We start from the raw sequence: 17673 nt of genomic DNA on the forward strand, positions 1-17673 counted from the left end.
CATGAAGCAGTTTTTGATAATTATAGTATGTTTTCAGTTTGGAATCGCGTTTTCTCAGGATAATGATCTTGAAAGAGAAATTGCAGAAGCTAAGCAATATGTTGCCACAGGGAATGAAGTATTGGTTGAAGAAGGAAATTTTCCAAAAGCTGAAGGAGAATATAGAAAAGCTATTGCCAAAAACCCAGCAGACGCTACAGCTAAGTATAATTTAGGAAATGCATATTACGGGTCAGAAAAATATGACGAAGCGGTAGGTAGGTATACAGAAACAGCAAAAGTGGCTAGTACAAAAACTGAAAAACATAAGGCATTCCATAATCAAGGGAATACCTATATGGAACAGAAAAAATACAAAGAAGCTGTTGATGCTTATAAAAATGCGTTGCGCAATAACCCAAAAGATGATGAAACACGTTATAATTTGGCGTTAGCAAAAAAAATGTTGGAACAAGAGCAACAGCAAAATGATCAAAACAAAGATCAGGATAAGGATAACAAGGATCAAAATAAGGATCAGAATAAAGACAATAAAGATCAGGAAGGAGATAATAAAGAAGATAAAAAAGACGAAGGCAAGGAAGATAAGGATAAAAAAGACGACCAAAAAGACGAAGGAGATCAAGGAAAAGATAAAAATGAAGATCAGGGCGATAAAGATAAAGATGAAAAAGGAGAGCCTAAAGATGATGAAAAAGATAAAGGCAAGGATCAAAAAGATGGAGAAGGTAAGCCAGAAGAACAGCAACAACAACCGCAACAGGTTCAAGGACAATTATCTCCTCAGCAAGTAAAAAGTCTTTTAGAAGCGATGAACAATGAAGAGAAAAAGGTTCAGGATAAAATCAATGCAAAAAAGGCTAAAGGGGCCAAAACCAGAACCGAAAAAGATTGGTAACCCAAATAAATAGCTAACCTGTTTTTGAATTTGATTAAAGGCAGGTATTTAGAAATAAATAAAATGAAACGAGGCCACGATAAGAATTTTGTACACACCAGGATGATTTTTGGTAAGTTCCATTTGACTTCTAAAACAATATTATAAACAGATGAAATTAAAATTAATTTTTCTAATCGTATTCGTGGCGTTTTCGCAGCTTACAGTGGCTCAGGTTAAGTTTGAAGCCAAAGTGAGTAAGAAAAAGTTGGGTATCAATGAAAGATTACGTGTGGATTTTGAGATGAATCAGGATGGTGATAATTTTACGCCTCCCAATTTCTCAGGATTTAAAGTAGTAGGAGGACCTAATCAATCTATTAGCAATTCTTGGGTAAATGGTAAAAGATCTTATGCCAAAACCTTTAGTTATTTTTTATCACCTACACGCAGAGGAAGATTTACAATTAAGCAGGCAACTATTGAGATTGATGGTAAAACGTTTAAAACATTGCCAGTTACAGTAGAGGTTACTGCTGCGGTAGATAAACCCAAAGATGGTAGCAATACAGATTATGTAGCAAGTGAGAACCTGCATCTGGTTGCAGAAGTTTCTAAATCAGATCCATATCTTAATGAAGCATTAACAGTAGTATATAAACTTTATGTAAGCCCTAGAATAAGTGTAAGTAATTGGCGAGAATTAGATAGCCCTAAGTATAGTGATTTTTGGAGTCAGGCTATTGATATGAAACAACTCAAGATAGAGAATGGTGAGTATAAAGGAGAACCGTATCGATTTGTAGTGCTTCGTAAAACGGTATTATATCCCCAAAAAACAGGAAAACTTAATATAGAACCGTTGACGCTTACCATTGCCGTAGATGTTCCAACAAACAGAAGAGATATTTTTGGAGGTAGATTATATTCGACAGTCAATAAAACGGTAGCTGCTGGTAACCGTACAATCAATGTAAAACCTTTGCCTGAGCAAGGAAAACCTGATGACTTTACAGGAGCAGTAGGTTCTTTTGAATTTAAAGTTGCACCTAATAAAACCGAATTAGATGCTACAGAATCATTAGAGGCAAAAGTAGTAGTATCTGGTAATGGAAACCTTAAACTATTTGATCTTCCAAAACTTACCGTTCCAAGTGGTTTAGAACAATATGAACCAGAACATAATGAAAGAGTAAGAACTAACCTTACAGGTATGGGTGGAAGTATTTCGGATACCTATACATTAGTACCACAGTATAAAGGAAAGTATCCGATCCCGCCAGTTTCATTTTCTTATTTTGATCTTAGTACAGAAACATATAAGAGAATCACATCAGAAGAGATTGTGATTAATGTAAAAACCGGGCCTGATGGAGGAAATACTATAGTTACTTCAGAATCTAATGGAAATTCAAAAAAACTCGTTACCCAAACAGGAAGTCAGTTTAGGTTTATAAAACTAGCGGCAGATTTAGAACCAAAAGAAAAGGAGTATTTCTTTAAGTCTACAGGATATTGGATAGCACTTACTGCTCCTTTATTGGCAATTCCATTATTTATGTTTTTTGGAAAACGTAGAGAAGAACGATTAAGTGATGTAAGTGGTAACCGAATTCGTAAAGCAGATAAATTGGCACGCAAATACCTATCTGAAGCTAAGAAGAACTTGGGTGATCAAAAAGAGTTTTATATCGCAATGGAACGAGCATTACACAATTACCTTAAAGCAAAACTACATATCCAAACGAGTGAGATGAGTAAAGATCGTATACAACGGTTATTAAAAGAACGTGAGGTAGATAATACAGTTGCTATAGAATTTATTGCATTGTTAGAAAGCTGTGAGTTCGCTAGGTATACTCCATCCTCTACATCAGCAATGCAACAGGATTATGACAAAGCATCAAGAGTAATTGCTTCTATAGACAGACAGTTATAAATGATTAAAAAAGTGAAAAACATACTACAAATAATTGTTTTATTGACCAGTGTTGTGACCTTGGCTCAACAGGATAATACGTTCAAAAAAGCAAGCGATCTTTACAACCAGGAAAAATATCAGGAAGCTATAGATGCTTATAAATCTATTTTGGATGCAGGCCAGGAATCAGCTTCATTATATTATAATTTAGGAAATGCTAATTATAAACTTAGCAATATAGGTTCTAGTATATACTACTATGAAAAAGCATTAGAATTAAATCCTAATGATGAAGATATTAAGAACAATCTGGCTTTTGCTCAAAATGCAACTATAGATGCTATAGATGTAATACCAGAAGGAGTAATTTCAGGGATTATTAAACGTTTTACAAACCTGTTTACCTATGATGGATGGGCTTGGGTTTCTGTGATATGTGTTTTATTGTTTGTAGTGTTGTTTATTATGTATTATACTGCACAAGTTTCTTCTAAAAAACGATTGTTTTTTATAGGCTCATGGTTGATATTGATCATAGGTTTGTCTAGTGTGTTCTTTGCCTTTAGACAATTTAACTTTATTCAAAACAATCAATATGCAATAATTTTTGCGCAAGAAACAGTTATAAAAAGTGAGCCCAATCTAAGAAGTGAAGAGGTCTTTGAACTTCATGAAGGCACAAAAGTACAGGTAACAGAAACTGTAAATGATTGGAAAAAAATAAAACTTGCTGACGGTAAGATTGGTTGGATACCAGCCTCCGATTTAAAAGAATTATAATTATAGAATTAATTAGATGATAATAAAAAAGAGGTTACTTTAAAAAAGTAACCTCTTTTTGACTATATGTAATATCTAAATTACAGATTGGTTAGGGTAGGGATATCACATTTCTTAAATTACTAATTAGCCATTGCTTCTCTAAATCCTCCAGGAGCAAAGTGTGATCGCATCCAACTTTTTTGTTCTAATGTAAACATAGATACGCAATCACCTCTTGTGTAGTCCATAAAGTTCATAGTCATATCATTACTTCCACAAGTATTTCTAGGATAGGCTACACAACGATCAAATGGAGTTCCTATGGTTGGAGGCGTATCTGAGATACCATCATCCTGATCGCAGTTTCTCTGATTGTTACTACTACGATTTGGCCCCCAAACGTGATCTAAGCCTAAATAGTGCCCAACTTCGTGAGTGGCAACTCTCCCTATGTTTTTGTTGTTAAGACCAAACTCTTTATGTCCAAGAACTACTCCATCAATATCTCTTGAGACTCCTGGAAAATATGCATAACCACCATCTTGATTTCCAACCCATATGTTTAGATTTCTTATAGGATCTACGGTTGCAGACCCTCCTCGTGACGGTCTTTTCATTAGATCTCCATCTCTGTAAAAAGCTTTCCACTGTCTTTTAGTTACTTTCTTTTTAATAACTCGAGCTAGCCTAAAACGAACTTTGATATCTGCTTTAAGATGCTGAAATTCTGCCGGAATTTGATTTATCACAGGATTTTGCAAATTAAAATCCACCGTCAATACATTTATTTGATCTTGAATTTGTCTTCTTGTAAACTTGTGCTTTTGAGTTAACCATAGATTATGGACAACTACAGGAATTTCTATTACATTTTCAGCAATTTTTTCGCCTAGCAATTCTTTTCTTTTAAGTTCTTTAACATAGGAAATTGCGTGAGTTTTCATCAATTGAGACATTTTTAAATATTCAAGGTCTGTCTCCTTTAACTTGTTTGATTTTAAAGTTGTACTACATTTTTTACCTGAAATCTCTTCGGTTTGAAAATCTTCGTTTGAAATGTCTTCCTGAAAGGTTTCATCAGAACACCCTATAAAGAGTAAAAAGACAATCAAAATGAGTGGAGTTAAAACATTTTTTTTCATAATACGTTAGTTTGTGTATAAATTGTTAGTTTGCTGTAGAATGCTCTAAAACATAAACTTTCAAAGAACACTTTTTCCGCTTTTGAGAAATGGATACCTATAAATAAAATGAGCTTAAATAAGTGATTGCTATTAAAAACGTATACAATGTTTAGGTGCTTTCTACATAATAAAGATTATAGTATTTTATCCTAAATACAAGAAAGAGTAGTCAATATTCAAGGAAAATCGACTGATTTATTTTAAGAAAATAGAGAAGCAAATTTAGTAATTACCAGAGTTTGGTTGAATAACTGATAAAATGGTTATGTATCTGATTTTGAGTTGTTTAGAATTAAATTAGTTTTGATTGTTCTATTGAGTAAAGAAAAACAGATACACTTTATATTTAAATCCGAAACGAATTTAGCTTATACTATTTTAACTAAATAATTAGTGTCTCATTATGTGTTTTGAGATAATTGTAAAAATTCTTTTATCTGTAATAAATATGAATTTATTTTTAATTCTATTATATATTTGATAAGTTGTTGATACGTAGACGTTTTGGTTTTTGTATACAATACATACCTTCCAGATGTTTATAATTTTACAATAGAATAATAGCCCAAAATAACCACTATAACATAGTTTTTTGAATTGCTTTTTTAATATAATAAGATTTTATGTTTTTAAAGGAGTCATAGGTGAGGTACCTAAAATTGGCTCTTGTTGTTTTATTTATTTACTGGTTATATCTAATTGTTTATTAGCCCAGAATATAGATTTTTCACGATTAGAATCGTACCAGGAACCACAAGATTTTATTCTCGATCCTAAAACAAGAGAAGCAATTCAATGTGAAAAACAAAAATTGCTAAAGGCACAAAAAGAAAAAGACACTTCCAATATAATATCAGGTTACTATTACTTAGGAAGTATCTATGATGGCGAGAAGTATTTAAGCTACATGGATACCGTTTTAACGTTGACTGCTGGCAAAAAATCCTATGAATACATACGGGCATTAACTTATACAGATCTATATCTATATTATATGGATGAATATGATTATGTAAAAGCAATGAATTATTTGGTTAAAGCAAAGGATTATGCTGTACTATTAAATAATGATCAACTATTAAGGTTTTGCAAAGAGGATTTAGTAACGATTAAAGCTAATTTTGGAAAGATACAGGAGGCAATAGATTTCTACAAAGAAGACATAAAAAGGCTAAAAAAAGATACTGTATCTATCGATAATAATATAAACCTTGGATATCATTATAGTAATATATCATATTATTTAACAATGATCAAAAAATACGATTCAGCTCATTATTATAACAAAATGGGAAAAAAAATTGTTAAAGGTCTGGATTCATCGTTATATAGATATCTTGAAATAAATGCAGCAATTACGGATTACTATTTAGGAAATCTTGAAGCAGCAAAACAGGTTTTTGAAAACCTTGAAACAACCTATGGAGACTTAAGTATAGCAAATTATGCTGAGATACATTACTATTTGGGGAAAACGAATAAAGATTTAGGAAATCATAATGTATCATACTACCATTTTAAAAAAATTGATTCTCTATATGAAAAAAGACAAAAAATGGATTTTGGATATAGGGATACTTATTATGAGTTGATGAATATGCATTCTAAAAATGAATATGAGAAACGGTTAGAGTATGTCAATAAACTACTGGTATTTGATAGCATTTATAGAGTAAATGCTAATTACGTGAATAGTAAAGTCCTTGATAAGTTTGATATCCCAACATTAATTGAAGAGAAAGAATTACTGATTACTAGTTTGTCTAAAGACAATAGAAAATTTAAAACCAAATCCTTTTGGTATCTTGGTGTTGGAGTGTTGATATTCATTCTTCTTGGATATCAAACTTATTCAATATTTAGATATAAACAAAAGGCAAGAAAACTTGTAATTGACTTAGATGGAACACTAATTAATAAGAAGAAAATTACCAAAAAAACAGTATCTCCAGGAGAAACTCTCGATATTTCGGATGAAGTAATAACGCGTACCTTGTCACTATTAGATAAATTCGAAGAAGAATTAGGGTTTTTAAATGCTAATCTTACATTACAACAATTAGCAAGAAAAGTAAATAGTAACTCAAAATATCTTTCGAGAATTATTAAGATGTATAAAGAAGAATCATTTTATGGTTATATCCAAAACCTAAGAATTAATCAGGTTTTGAATCGTCTTAAAAATGACACTAAATTTAGAGAATTTACGATCGATGCAATTGCAAAGGAATCTGGATATAATCAACGAGAATCTTTTTCAAAAGCTTTTGAAAAAGTGACAGGAGTCCGTCCGTCATATTTTATAAAAGAACTTAAAAAACAAGATGAAAAATCGATATAACTTTGAGTTAAATGATGATATTGAATTGATTAAAATTTTTATGATAACTTAAGTAAGTTTCTAATGTTTTTAACTACTACTTCTCTGAAAAAGAGTAAATAAAACGATTTTATAAAAAAAATTAGCCTTTGTTTAACTTAGATTTTAATAAGCAGTATTATATTTGCTGAAATTTTTTTAATTTATTGATCACTAAACTTCAAATAGCAAAATTTCTGGTAGTACTTGGCTTCGTGCTTAGCATAGCTAACTACGGTTTGGGTCTTGTTACTTTTTATAGTTGTGATGAAGAGGTATCTTTCGTTTTAGAAGAAGCAGGTGAAAGCTCAGAAGAAAAGGATAATGAACAATCTGAGCAGGAAGATACCAAAGAAAAAGACAAAATTTCTCAAGATAATATAATAAACCATTCAGGATTAGTTGATTCGTACTTTAATTTATATCCTGATTTTTATGTACATAATACTTCGGTTTATCTGGAGCACAAAACCCCTCCTCCAGAAATTTCATAAAATATTTATCGTAGCCAAACTTGAATACTGATGCTTTATAAAATAAAGGGTCTGATCATTCTTTTTGGCAATTTTTTATCATTACAAATATTTGTGTTAAACACAAACTAAATAATTATTGCTATGAGTGTTTTTAAAACATTAAAAAATGATTTACCGGCAAGTATTGTCGTATTTTTTGTGGCATTACCGTTATGTTTAGGTATTGCCTTAGCCAGTGGAGCTCCCTTATTTTCAGGATTGATTGCGGGAATCATTGGTGGTATTGTAGTAGGACTCTTAAGTGGTTCTCAAATTGGAGTTAGTGGACCTGCTGCAGGGTTGGCTGCTATTGTATTAACATCGATAGGAACATTAGGAGGTTTCGAAAACTTTCTAGTTGCTGTTGTTCTTGGAGGAGTAATCCAGATCGTATTAGGATTACTAAGAGCAGGAATTATTGGATATTATTTCCCATCCTCTGTAATTAAAGGAATGCTAACAGGTATTGGGATTATCATTATTCTGAAGCAAATTCCAGTCTTTTTTGGATATGTAGGAGAAAAAGGAGAAGGTACCTTTATGCCGATTTTGAAATCTTTTACAAACCTTAGTTTAGGTAGCACATTAGTAGCCGTGATTGGTTTAGGAATCTTGATTTTATGGAGTAATGTACTTTCGAAGAAAGGAAAAATATTTCAGCTCGTACAAGGACCTTTGGTTGCTGTAGTAGTAGGAATTGTATTTTTCTCGGTGTTCGGTTCTTCTGGAAGTTTAGGTATTAATACCAAAAGTTTGGTAAGTGTGCCTATTCCTTCTGATATCAATTCTTTCTTAGGACAATTTAGCTTTCCTAACTTTGAAGTAATTACACAAGGGGAAATATGGCTAGTTGCCTTTACTATTGCATTAGTAGCAAGTTTAGAGACCCTGCTTTGTGTAGAAGCAACCGATAAAATTGACCCTCAGAAAAGAGTAACTCCCACCAATAGAGAGTTAATGGCTCAAGGAACTGGTAATGTTATCTCTGGGCTTATAGGAGGGTTGCCTATCACACAGGTAATTGTTCGAAGCTCTGCAAATATTCAATCAGGTGGTAAATCAAAACTATCAGCTATTATACATGGATTCCTTTTACTTATTTCGGTAATTGCTATTCCAAAATTACTTAATCTAGTCCCACTTTCGGTATTAGCAGCAATATTGCTAATCGTAGGATATAAATTGGCCAAGCCTTCAACTTTTGCATCTCTTTGGAAATCTGGTTGGAAACAATTTGTTCCTTTTATTGTTACTGTATTAGGTATCGTTTTTATTAATTTATTATGGGGAATTGGATTAGGATTAATGGTAGGAGTTGTTGTAATACTAATTAAAAGTTACCAAAACTCACATTTCTTACATATAGAAGATGTTAGTAATGGTAAGCGCAGAGTAAAAATGACCCTTGCAGAAGAAGTTACCTTTTTTAACAAAGGAGCCATCCTAAAAGAACTTGATAGTTTAGAAGAAGATACTTATCTTACCTTGGATGTTAGAAAAACACGTTTTCTGGATTATGATATCGTAGAGATTTTGGAAGATTTTTCTGAAAAAGCTAAAAACAAAAACATTGATATTAATCTAATTTCTGAAAGAGGAGCTGTTGAAAATCCTGATAGTTATATTAAGTTTTTTAAATTAAGACCCAAAACAGCATAATTTTTTAAAATAAAGAAATAAATCATCTTCAAATAAATTAATAGTATTTGTAATAAATTGGATGGTAAATTTCATCACATAATAAGTAAATAATAAAAAACAGAACAAATGAAAGCACATACTAAAGAAACGCAGGCCGCCATTACTCCACAAACTGCATTACAAATGCTTAAAGAAGGAAATCAAAGATTTCAACAAAAGCATATGGCCGATAGAGATCTTTTAGACCAGGTAAGTGATACAAAAGGGGGGCAATTCCCTTTTGCTACAGTTCTGGGTTGTATAGATTCAAGAGTTTCGGCAGAATTGGTTTTTGATCAAGGAATCGGAGATATTTTTAGTGCTCGTGTAGCCGGTAATTTTGTTAATGAAGATATCTTAGGTAGTATGGAGTTTGCGTGTAAACTTGCAGGAACCAAATTGGTTGTAGTATTAGGACATACTGCTTGTGGAGCAGTAAAAGGAGCATGCGATGATGCCCAACTAGGAAACCTTACTGCTTTGATTAGTAAAATTAAACCTGCGGTGGCAGCAGTAACAGAACCAACTGATGCTTCAGAAAGAACTTCTAAAAACATAGATTTTGTTAATGAGGTAGCCGTTAAAAATGTCGAGATGACTATAGATAACATAAGAAATCAGAGTGAAGTTCTTAAGGACATGGAAGCTAATGGTGAGATCATGATTATAGGTGGTATGTATGATATTAATGACGGAAGCGTAAAGTTCTTTGAAAGCTAGAATCTCCTAAAATTTTATTAAAAAAATACCGATGCCTCTGAGTGTCGGTATTTTTTTTAGTACTTTTTAGAAATTTTTAACAAAAATACCATATATACATGAAAGGATTTTTCAAGAATTTAAAAGGAGATACCTTTGGAGGATTGACTGCAGGTATCGTTGCATTACCCTTGGCATTGGCCTTTGGAGTGTCATCAGGATTAGGGCCAACTGCCGGATTATATGGAGCTGTATTTATTAGTTTTTTTGCTGCACTTTTTGGAGGTACCAATACACAGATTTCCGGACCTACTGCGCCTATGACGGCAGTCAGTATGATTGTAATAGCAGAAATCATTGCTGCCAATGATGGAAGTTTGGAGAATGCATTACCTGCTATTTTAATGGTATTTCTATTAAGCGGAATTATGCAGATTGGTTTGGGAGCGATTGGTCTAGGAGGGTATATTAAATACATTCCCTATCCAGTAGTATCCGGTTTTATGACAGCAATTGGAGTTATTATCCTTTTAACGCAGATATTGCCGTCTTTTGGATATTACCCAAAAGAAGATTTGGAGTATGTAGAAAAATATAAACCTTTGGCAGAAGAAGTGATTCTTGAAAATATTCTTAAAGAAGAAGCAGATGAAGGAATTTTGGTATTAGAAGATTTTAAAGAAACCATTTCACGAGCAGAAAAAATTACAGGTGATGATATTCTGAAAGAATCTCAAACACTTGCGGGGAAGGAAGCCTCTGGAGCATGGGGAGCCATCAAAATTTTCCCGAGAGCATTTAAAAACATAAACTGGTTAGAACTGCTCTTAGCCTTGGGAACCATCATTATTATATATGGGTTTAAATATATTACAAAGGTAATACCAAGCACCTTGGTAGCTTTAGTGGTCATGTCTGGAATTGCTTATGGTTTTGGGTTTGACTATAGACCTATAGAAGAAATCCCAAGTGGATTACCTATACCAAGATTGGAGATGTTTACCGGATTTAGCCTGGGAAGTATTACTCCCTATATTTTTACAGCGCTAACCCTGGCATTATTAGGAGCAATCGATTCTCTATTGACCAGTGTAGTAGCAGATAATATGACCAAAACTAAACATAAGCCCAATAAAGAATTAGTAGGGCAAGGAATAGGAAATAGTATCGCGGCTGTGTTTGGAGGGATCCCTGGAGCGGGAGCGACGATTAGAACTGTTGTAAACATCAACTCTGGAGGTAAAACAAAGCTATCAGGTATGATTGCTGGGGCAGTATTATTTATTATCATGCTTGGATTTGCTCCGGTAGCATCAAAAATACCAGCTGCCGTACTTGCAGGAATATTGATTACAGTAGGTATTGGAGTAATGGACTATAAAGGGTTAAGAGCCATACCAAGTATGCCGAAGGATATAAAACTAGGCCCTGTTAAGCTAAGTTCGGAAGTGTTAATTATGTTGATTGTATTAGTGTTATCAACTTTTTGGAATTTGGTATACGCAGTAGGAATAGGGTTAATATTGGCGTCACTTATGTTTATGAAAAAAATAGGAGATCTTACCGCAGAACGATCTGATGTAAAAGCATTAAAAGAAGAAGCCTGGAAAGATGAAAAAGAGTTTCCGACTAATCTAAAGGAAGAAGTGTTTATCAAGCACCTTAAAGGGCCTTTGTTCTTTGGTTCTACCAGTGATTTTCAACAGCTGGCAGCGCAGATACCAGATACTTCTTCTGTAGTGGTAATGAGACTGGATCGCATGCAGTATATGGATCAATCGGGCTTATATGCTATGGAAGAAATGATCTTGAATCTTCAGCTAAAAGGAGTGAAAATCCTTTTTGTAGGGCTATTAAGACAACCAAGATATTTGATGGAACGTATTGATATTATTCCTGATCTCGTTCCAGAAAATTGTGTTTTTGATGATTTTGATAAATGTTTAAAATATATAACAAATACTGTAGAAGATGCAGTTTAATCTGGTGATAAACACATTTAGATGAAATAATCTAAAATCAAAAGATCCCTGTTTTTTGTAGGGATCTTTTGATTTTATGTATGTTATGTTTGATCAAACCTCTTCTTGTTGTTTATTCTCATCTGTATCTTTCAGAATGCTTGGCAATACTGTAGGAGCTAATGTACGTACTGGTTTATATAATATAGAAGAATCGAGGGTCTCCTGCTTGATAAAAGTGACTTTTTGATTAACTGCATCTACAAACATAAGTACCACACTAGCAATAAAAGCAAACTTAAGCACACCAAAAGCAGCACCTAGTAACTTATTCACTATTCCTAATGAAGCAAGATCTGCAATTTTTGTAAGTAGTTTACCTGCCATGGATATCAGTATAACAACCAGTATAAAAGTAATAGCAAAAGCAGTAAGCTTTATAACACTTTCCTGCCAGTCTACATATTGTTGTAAATAATCCCCAACGAGATGAGAAAAATGCACTGCAATATAAATTCCTGCAACCAGAGCTACCAAAGAAGCGAGAGAAACAAATAAGCCCTTCATAAATCCTCTTACTAATCCCCAGAGTAAAAGAATTCCTAAAATAATATCAATATAGTTCATGAGTCTTTTCTAGATTCTTGCTCTAAATATAATTCATTTTATGAATCTTATTCATAGAATCTAAATTTTGATGTCCTTTTATTGGTGTAAACAACCTAAATCTTTGTTGTTATTAAAGAGAATAAACTTTATGATTTCTCTTACTTTTTTAACTACTGTATTTTCCTATGTTTGCGGACTTCTTTGGGATAAAAATAAAATTTAACATAAAAAGTAGAAAACAGGTGGTAACATATTTTGTCCTGCTGACACATACTTACACAACACTATAATAAAGGAATCGTCAGATTCCTTTTAAAGTGTACAAAATCAAATTTTTACAAAAAAATAGTATAGGGTATTCAAAAGAGTTATTGATAACAACAGTTTTACATGCCTATATTTTTTATAAACACATCTTATTAAAAAAATAAATTATGCAGTTATTCGGTAATAAATTACAAGTTTTAATTATGAAAAAATCATTGTTATTTCTAGGTCTAGTACTATATGGATCTGGTGTTTTTGGTCAGGTAAATCTAAACTCATCTACGGGAAGAGTTCAGGATATTAATACTGATTTTTCGTTTAGAATTACAGATAAACAATATGATAGAGTTTTATTTCAATCAGGTTGGCTATCAGGCGTGGGAGATTATGTGTATTTAAAACATGGAGGAGGAAATGTTGAATCCACAACTTTTGGATTTCGTATTAGTGATGGGTATGGCTTTGATTTTGGAAAAAATGACTTTGCTACTTCTTTTTTTAAAATAAAAACCAATGGATATGTAGGAGTTGGAATATCTAATCCGTCTGAAAGATTCGAAGTTTTAGGTACAGCCAAAATCAATGCAATAGGAACAAGAGGAAGTTCTATTCTGAAATTGGATAGAGGAGATGAAGGAAAGGATGCAGCTGTAATTAGTTATGGACAAAATAATATATATTCCTGGAATACAGGCTTGTTATATGATGGAGGTAGCCCTACTACAAGTTTTCATATAAGTCAAAATCGGGATATTAGGGATGGAAGTGGCAACTCTGTCCACCAACCCGAATTTACTATAAACACTAGTGGTAATATTGGCATTGGAACCACCACTCCAGATTCCAAACTCACAGTAAAAGGAAAAATCCATGCTGAAGAAGTAAAAATAGACTTAAGTGTTCCTGCTCCTGATTATGTATTCTTAAAAGATTATGATTTAAAATCTATTGGCGATGTTGAAGCCTATATAAAACAAGAAGGGCACCTACCTAATATCCCGTCTGCCGCAGCAATGGAAGCCAATGGTGTTGAGTTAGGAATCATGAACATGAAACTCTTAGAAAAAATCGAAGAACTCACCTTATATACAATTGCACAGGAAAAACGAATTCATCAATTGGAGCAAAAAGAAGTTGAAAATCAGAAACTAGAGGCTAAAAATGCAGAGCTAGAAGCTAGATTGGCCAAAATAGAATCTTTAGTAATCAAAAAGTAAAAATTAAAACGTATTAAATGAATCGATATATTATTTATATATTCTTAATGCTGAGTTCATTTGCCTTTGCACAAGAACTCCCGACAATTACTCCACCATCTCCTACTGCCTTTGAGCTAGGAAAATATGGAGAAGTACCAGTTGGAATGTTTACAGGAACAGCAAATGTGAGTATCCCTTTGTACCAGTATAAAACCAGAAATTTATCAGTTCCAATATCTTTATCCTATAATTCTAATGGATTACGGGTAGACCAAATGACCAGTTGGGTCGGTCTGGGATGGAGTTTGAATGCAGGAGGTGTAATCACACGAATGGTAAAAGATGAAGATGATGATGGTGCAGGAGCGGGTTTATTGACCAATAGTCCAGATCAGGAAATCCAGGAGATGTATACTCAAGGAGGAAATGCAGTGAACCCAAGAGTTATGGATTTTTATTTAAACGGAATCGGAGCAGGAATAGACTCCGAGTATGATATTTATAACTTTAATTTTCAAGGCGCTTCCGGAAGATTTATCCTTGATAGAAAGAATAGGGTTCATATACTTTCTGATAACCCGTTATTAAAAATTACTACAGATGGATTTCAGGCCAATCGTACTTTTTCTATCACAGCACAGAATGGAGTGATTTATGAATTTGCTGATACAGAAAGTAGTAAAATTTTAGTACCAGCCACGAGTTCTTATGATCCTCCAAGAATGACCACTTCCTGGTATATTACCAGAATAATCCACCCTTCAGGAGACGAAATTAATTTTTTATACGATCAGGAGAATCAACAATACACGCAAGGTACAAGTGAAACCTATTCTAAACTAGTGAATTTTGGAGCTGGTTGTGCAGAAGGTGCAGATTGCCCTCCTGATAATTTAAGTACATCAGAAACCGTAGTTTCTATTTATGGATTGCGACTTAGAGAAATCAATAGCAATCGCCCGAGTGCAGGTAAAATACGATTTCAAGCATCCACAACACATCCTGATATTCCTCTGGCTTTGCTTAGTCAGGTTGAGATATTAAATGAATCCAATACACCCATTGATGAGTTTTCTTTGAATTATGATATCACAAGTAACTCCAGGGTTTTTCTTAGAGATGTTACGATGAAAGATCCATCACAAAAATATGAGTTGTCTTATATGGATAAAGAAACGTTCCCTTCGCGTTTATCCAAAGCACAGGATTATTGGGGGTATTATAATGGGAAAGATAGTAACCTTCATCTTGTTCCTCAAATCAATAATGCGTTTTGGCAAAATTTTGGAGGTGACAGAACTCCTTCTGCTACACATGCTCAAAAAGGATTGCTGCAAAGAATTACCTATCCTACCAAAGGATCTTCAGAATTTATATATGGTGCCAATGTGGTTTCAAGTGCAGAGAACACCTATGTAAACGCAAATCAACTAATAGGTACAGGAAATCTGTATCCCAATAGTACCACTTTTACAGTTCCGAATAACTACCACAATTCTTTTGCAAACCCTACAAAACTAGTTACCAATTTAGACTTGGACTCTTTTGGATGTACTAGCTGTACAGGTACAGCAGTAGTTAGCATTTTTGATGTAACAGATAATCAGGAATTATTATCCAGAAGCATTAGCAGAAATGATCATCTTAATGAAGATGTTACCCTATTAAAAAATCATACTTATACCATTAGTATTTCCAGAAATGGAACACTGGATTATATTGCTGACATCAGATATTATCTGCAAGAGGAGCAAGTACAAGATGTTGTTTATGCAGGTCAGAGAATTGAAGAAGTAAGAAATTTAGATAATAATAACCAGATCACTAATAGAAAGTATTATAAATATGAAGCATTTAATACCGGAGTTTCCTCAGGTCAACGAGGGATTCCTGTAGATTTTGAAGACGATTCTGTTACCAGATTAAATTGTTCAAATGATATTGGTAACGGAACCCCTTTGGGTGCTTATGTAGATTGTCAATATCGTACCCTATTCTCTAGTACAACAAACAGTGTGTTAAGTCAACGAAGTTCCTCTGTATATTATAAATATGTGACCATTAGCGAAGGAGATGCTAATTATAGTAATGGAGCAGAAGAGCACGAGTTTATCATCAATAGAAATACAACAAGTCAGTTGTTATGGGGAAGTGGTCAATTTGCTCCTTTTGAACTATTAAATGCAGATGCTGCAAATAATGGATTTCCTAAAAGAGTAACCTTGTATACTAAAAAAGGAACGAATACCTATGTTAAACAACAAGAAACCATTAATAACTATCTAAAAGACGATTCTTATACCAATGTAGTGAACAGTTACATTATCAAAAAGATTTTTGATCCTATTATCCCGGGAGAATCGGATTATAATTGTGAAGCATCAGATATTAATAAGAGATATAGCTATTATAATTGTACAACTTCTCATACACATCATTGGCATATTGATAACGGATATGAATGTATTGCACCAGGAAATAACAATGTGCTTTTATATAGAAATCATTCTTGCTACGGACAACCTTTAAATTCTGTAATTCGATATCAAAACCTGTTAGATAGAGGATTAGATTATTATCTGTATGTAGTAAGAAATCAAAATGTATCCGAAAGATATTATATGGATACTACGGTTTCTATGGTATTTGATAGCAATGGAGAAAATCCGATAACCACTACCACCAAGTATCACTATGACAATACATTTCATCGTCTACCTACTCGAACAGAAGTAACAGATAGTGAAGGAAGTCAGATGCTTACAAAAACTTACTATCCGGATGATGTAACAAATGTATCAAGTCTTCCAGGAGGCAATCTTTCTCAGCAAGAATACAATGCGATAAATGATCTTAAGAGAGTGTACCAGAATCAATCGGCGACTCCCATCCAAGTAGAAAGTTATAAGAAAGAAGGAAGCCAGGAAATCTTATTATCCAGACAGAGGACATTGTTTAAAGATTGGGGTAGTAATTTGATTTTACCGGAGATAGTGCAATTAGGAAAAAGTAATGATGCATTACAAGATCGGGTAGAATATTTAGACTATGATAATCACGGTAACGCATTAGAAGTATCAAAAGCAGATGGTTCTCATATCAGTTATATCTGGGGATATAATCAGGAATATCCTATAGCCAAAGTTGAAAATGCTACACGTAGTGAGATTGAAGCATTATCTGGATTTGGTGCTAATTTCCATACAGGAACTACTGGTCTAACCAGTACACAAGAAAACAGTTTACGAACCGATCTTCCCAATGCGATGGTAACAACCTATACCTATGATCCACTGATCGGAGTGACCAGTATCACTGACCCTCGTGGGTATACGATTTACTATCAGTATGATCAGTTCAACCGATTGCAATATGTAAAAGATGCAGAAGGGAATTTGGTTAGTGAAAATCAATATAACTACAAAAACTAATGAAGATGATACAGAACATTCTAAAATATATCAGCGTTGCATTACTTTTTGTAAGTATGACAATGCAGGCACAAACACAGTCTACGATCACACTTTCTACCGCTACTTCTGGTAATTATACCGCTACAGAAAGTATTATACTGGCACCAGGGTTTCAATCCACGAGTTTCTCTGCTTCTATTATAGCAGAGCCTTATTTTGATCCTACG

At 33.4% G+C, this 17673-nt stretch carries 13 protein-coding genes; 11 read left to right on the plus strand and 2 right to left on the minus strand.

All coding sequences use genetic code 11. The annotated features are described in order from the left end of the window. Position 1: 1 nt before the first annotated feature. From U0D62_RS24300 to U0D62_RS24310, 3 genes are all read left to right on the plus strand, one after another. Complete coding sequence (locus tag U0D62_RS24300) at positions 2-898, plus strand: tetratricopeptide repeat protein (RefSeq protein ID WP_322289961.1); 897 nt, start codon at positions 2-4, stop codon at positions 896-898. A gap of 151 nt (positions 899-1049) precedes the next feature. Then, entirely contained in the window at positions 1050-2816 is a 1767-nt protein-coding gene (locus U0D62_RS24305; protein ID WP_322289962.1) for a BatD family protein, read from the plus strand. Between the two features lie 12 nt (positions 2817-2828). Further along, the gene (locus U0D62_RS24310; RefSeq protein WP_322289963.1) at positions 2829-3578 is read left to right on the plus strand and encodes a tetratricopeptide repeat protein; all 750 of its coding nucleotides are present in this window, start codon (positions 2829-2831) and stop codon (positions 3576-3578) included. Positions 3579-3700: 122 nt separating this feature from the next. Here the strand turns inward: U0D62_RS24310 and U0D62_RS24315 are convergent, their stop codons facing one another. Continuing rightward, positions 3701-4702 carry a M43 family zinc metalloprotease gene (locus U0D62_RS24315; protein ID WP_322289964.1) on the minus strand — a complete coding sequence of 334 codons (1002 nt, stop codon included), beginning with the start codon at positions 4700-4702 and terminating at the stop codon, positions 3701-3703. A 634-nt stretch (positions 4703-5336) separates the two neighbouring features. Between U0D62_RS24315 and U0D62_RS24320 the strand changes: the two genes are divergently transcribed. The 5 genes from U0D62_RS24320 (at position 5337) to U0D62_RS24340 (ending at position 11979) form a co-directional block, all read left to right on the plus strand. After that, on the plus strand, positions 5337-7085 hold the full coding sequence (locus U0D62_RS24320) for a helix-turn-helix domain-containing protein (RefSeq protein ID WP_322289965.1): 1749 nt from the start codon (positions 5337-5339) through the stop codon (positions 7083-7085). Positions 7086-7270: 185 nt separating this feature from the next. Continuing rightward, positions 7271-7597 (plus strand): hypothetical protein, encoded by a 327-nt coding sequence (locus tag U0D62_RS24325; RefSeq protein WP_322289966.1) that lies wholly within the window; start codon positions 7271-7273, stop codon positions 7595-7597. 123 nt (positions 7598-7720) lie between these two features. Then, the gene (locus U0D62_RS24330; protein ID WP_322289967.1) at positions 7721-9277 is read left to right on the plus strand and encodes a SulP family inorganic anion transporter; all 1557 of its coding nucleotides are present in this window, start codon (positions 7721-7723) and stop codon (positions 9275-9277) included. Positions 9278-9385: 108 nt separating this feature from the next. Further along, positions 9386-10018, plus strand: coding sequence for a carbonic anhydrase family protein (locus U0D62_RS24335; protein ID WP_322289968.1), 633 nt, complete (start codon positions 9386-9388; stop codon positions 10016-10018). 98 nt (positions 10019-10116) lie between these two features. Then, positions 10117-11979, plus strand: coding sequence for a SulP family inorganic anion transporter (locus tag U0D62_RS24340; protein WP_322289969.1), 1863 nt, complete (start codon positions 10117-10119; stop codon positions 11977-11979). A 93-nt stretch (positions 11980-12072) separates the two neighbouring features. Here U0D62_RS24340 and U0D62_RS24345 read toward each other — a convergent pair whose 3' ends face one another. Next, the gene (locus U0D62_RS24345) at positions 12073-12585 is read right to left on the minus strand and encodes a CvpA family protein (protein ID WP_322289970.1); all 513 of its coding nucleotides are present in this window, start codon (positions 12583-12585) and stop codon (positions 12073-12075) included. 452 nt (positions 12586-13037) lie between these two features. On the opposite strand from U0D62_RS24345, the gene U0D62_RS24350 reads away from it, so the two are divergent. From U0D62_RS24350 to U0D62_RS24360, 3 genes are all read left to right on the plus strand, one after another. Next, entirely contained in the window at positions 13038-14051 is a 1014-nt protein-coding gene (locus U0D62_RS24350) for a tail fiber protein (protein ID WP_322289971.1), read from the plus strand. A 17-nt stretch (positions 14052-14068) separates the two neighbouring features. Next, positions 14069-17464, plus strand: a complete 3396-nt coding sequence (locus U0D62_RS24355) for a hypothetical protein (RefSeq protein ID WP_322289972.1) — start codon at positions 14069-14071, stop codon at positions 17462-17464. A gap of 5 nt (positions 17465-17469) precedes the next feature. Continuing rightward, positions 17470-17673 (plus strand): hypothetical protein (locus tag U0D62_RS24360; protein ID WP_322289973.1); only part of this gene is annotated, 204 nt, incomplete at its 3' end.

Source organism: Aquimarina callyspongiae (assembly GCF_034322225.1).
In the GTDB taxonomy this organism is placed as follows: Bacteria; Bacteroidota; Bacteroidia; order Flavobacteriales; family Flavobacteriaceae; genus Aquimarina.

Coding starts and splice junctions, on each gene's coding strand:
- U0D62_RS24350 (WP_322289971.1), top strand. CDS start 13,038: ATGAAAAAATCATTGTTATTTCTAGGTCTAGTACTATATGGATCTGGT.
- U0D62_RS24355 (WP_322289972.1), top strand. CDS start 14,069: ATGAATCGATATATTATTTATATATTCTTAATGCTGAGTTCATTTGCC.
- U0D62_RS24345 (WP_322289970.1), bottom strand. CDS start 12,585: ATGAACTATATTGATATTATTTTAGGAATTCTTTTACTCTGGGGATTA.
- U0D62_RS24330 (WP_322289967.1), top strand. CDS start 7,721: ATGAGTGTTTTTAAAACATTAAAAAATGATTTACCGGCAAGTATTGTC.
- U0D62_RS24335 (WP_322289968.1), top strand. CDS start 9,386: ATGAAAGCACATACTAAAGAAACGCAGGCCGCCATTACTCCACAAACT.
- U0D62_RS24300 (WP_322289961.1), top strand. CDS start 2: ATGAAGCAGTTTTTGATAATTATAGTATGTTTTCAGTTTGGAATCGCG.
- U0D62_RS24315 (WP_322289964.1), bottom strand. CDS start 4,702: ATGAAAAAAAATGTTTTAACTCCACTCATTTTGATTGTCTTTTTACTC.
- U0D62_RS24305 (WP_322289962.1), top strand. CDS start 1,050: ATGAAATTAAAATTAATTTTTCTAATCGTATTCGTGGCGTTTTCGCAG.
- U0D62_RS24340 (WP_322289969.1), top strand. CDS start 10,117: ATGAAAGGATTTTTCAAGAATTTAAAAGGAGATACCTTTGGAGGATTG.